Genomic DNA, 2,251 nt, shown 5'->3' on the forward strand with positions numbered 1-2,251 from the left:
GAAATGGCAGAAAAACTAAAAAATCATATGGAAACCGTTGGAACTGCTGTTGGGTTGAATGTAAAGGTTGTAGTTACGGATGGCACGCAGCCGGTTGGAAGGGGTATCGGTCCTACATTAGAAGCCATAGATATATTAAAAGTATTGAAAAATGAAGCAGATGCACCCAAAGACCTAACAGAAAGAGCATTGCTTTTAGCCGCTGAACTAATAGAGCTTTCTGGCAAAGTAGAAAAAGGTAAAGGGTTGGAAACCGCACATCAAATTCTCACATCTGGTCAGGCTTATAAAAAATTCATAGCCATTTGTAAGGCGCAAGGTCAATTTTCAAAACCAGTTTTAGCACCTTATAAAATTGAAATTAAAGCTGAAAAGTCAGGCGTTTTGCAACGAATTGATAACCGTAAAATTGCAAAACTTGCCAAGCTTTCTGGAGCACCACAATCTAAATCGGCAGGGATTCTTCTAAATGTTCATCTGGGAAAACCCATTGAGGAAAACCAATTGCTTTATACTATATATGCTGAATCCAAAGGTGAACTTAACTATGCCTTGGAATATAAAAACAACCATAACGACATCCTAACTATAATTTAAAAAACTATGAAAACAATATTATTCAGTCTTCCCGGAAATGAAGAACTCACAGAACTTATGGCTACAAAAATGGATGCTGAAGTGGGCAAAGCCACTTTGCGTAATTTTCCTGATGGGGAATCGTACACACGTATATTATCTGATGTTAAAGATAAATGTGTGGTACTGGTATGCACCTTACACGAACCGGATGAAAAACTGTTGCCGCTTTATTTTTTAAGTCACACAGCCAAATCATTGGGGGCAATGTGTACCTGTTTGGTAGCACCCTATTTGGCGTATATGCGGCAGGACAAAGTATTTAATGAAGGTGAAGGAGTGACTTCTGGTTTCTTCGGAAAATTGATATCAGGTTTTGCCGATAGCATTACCACGGTTGACCCTCACTTGCACAGAATTAGTTCGTTGGGAGAAGTATATCAAATTCCAAATAAAGTGATTCACGCTGCCGATGCCATTTCAGAATGGATAAAAGAAAACATTGAAAACCCGGTACTTATTGGGCCTGATTCGGAAAGTGAACAATGGGTTTCTGAAGTCGCCAAAAATGCTGGAGCACCATTTATAGTATTACAAAAGGTACGTCACGGTGACCGTGATGTAGAAGTCTCTGTTCCCGATGTGGATAAGTACAAGAATGCCACACCTATTTTAGTAGATGACATTATTTCCACAGCCCGAACAATGATTGAAACCGTACAACATCTTAAAAAAGCAGGAATGAAACCGCCTATTTGTGTAGGCATTCACGCCGTTTTTTCAGGAAACGCCTATCAAGATTTATTGGATTCCGGAGTAGAAAAAATAGTGACTTGTAATACCATCCCACACTCTTCAAATGGAATAGATTTAAGTGATATTATGGCAAAAGAGGTAAAAATATTAATGCACCATATATGAGAAAACAAGGCTTTATAGTACTAATCACTTTATTCAGCATCACAATGACTGGACAAACTGAAATGCTTATTGGGCAGATTTCAGGTAGAGTTGTTGTTCGAGAAAATTTTGATGAAGAAGGCTCTTTTTTAAACAAACAAACTTTTGAAGCTGGTGAAACAATAAAGAAAAATGGATACTATGAAATTGAGGTGGTTACGGAATTGTTCGATGAAGACAAAAAATCGACCGATAAATACACCACAACTTATCGTTGCAAGCCTGATGAAGCAAGTATAATGGTAATGGCTTTCCCGTTTTCCAGCCCAAAATCAAAGGAGACCGAAATTAATACCACCTCTAAAAAATTTAAAGACCTCTATGATTTGGACAATCTTGAAGATATAGAATTAGAAATGACTTTTGATTCAGGACTGTTGGATTTTTTTGGTTCAAAAAGCATCATAAAGATTTACGACCGAACATTGAAGGACAATAAAACCAACATTAATTCAAAAATAAATATTAAGGCCTATGCGTGGGGCATTCGCATTAAGCAACTCAACTATACCGTCAACGAAAAATTAAACGGGAATGGTTTATTGACCTTTCAGAAATTTACAGAAGAAGATAATAGTTATTTTACAATGACTTATAAATAGAACGAAAATGAACAACTACGACACACTTTCAGAAGCAATAAACGATTTACAGGGAAAAGGCTATACATATGATTTTAACCTAAAACCAGAATGTTTGGAGTGTGCCTCACTAA

General features: G+C 36.9%; 2 protein-coding genes and 2 pseudogenes. All 4 read left to right on the top strand.

What is annotated here, in order from left to right:
• A pseudogene (locus AACY61_RS12715) lies at window positions 1-597 on the top strand (thymidine phosphorylase); the annotation flags it as partial.
• Window positions 598-603: 6 nt separating this feature from the next.
• The gene (locus AACY61_RS12720) at window positions 604-1,497 is read left to right on the top strand and encodes a ribose-phosphate pyrophosphokinase (RefSeq protein WP_339611952.1); all 894 of its coding nucleotides are present in this window, start codon (window positions 604-606) and stop codon (window positions 1,495-1,497) included.
• Window positions 1,494-2,138 carry a hypothetical protein gene (locus AACY61_RS12725; protein WP_339611954.1) on the top strand — a complete coding sequence of 215 codons (645 nt, stop codon included), beginning with the start codon at window positions 1,494-1,496 and terminating at the stop codon, window positions 2,136-2,138. Before AACY61_RS12720 ends, AACY61_RS12725 begins: the two co-directional genes overlap by 4 nt.
• A gap of 7 nt (window positions 2,139-2,145) precedes the next feature.
• Window positions 2,146-2,251 (top strand): annotated as a pseudogene (locus tag AACY61_RS12730) (phosphoribosylpyrophosphate synthetase); the annotation flags it as partial.

The sequence above is a fragment of the uncultured Planktosalinus sp. genome, assembly GCF_963973675.1.
Lineage (GTDB): Bacteria > Bacteroidota > Bacteroidia > Flavobacteriales > Flavobacteriaceae > Planktosalinus.

Coding starts and splice junctions, on each gene's coding strand:
- AACY61_RS12725 (WP_339611954.1), top strand. CDS start 1,494: ATGAGAAAACAAGGCTTTATAGTACTAATCACTTTATTCAGCATCACA.
- AACY61_RS12720 (WP_339611952.1), top strand. CDS start 604: ATGAAAACAATATTATTCAGTCTTCCCGGAAATGAAGAACTCACAGAA.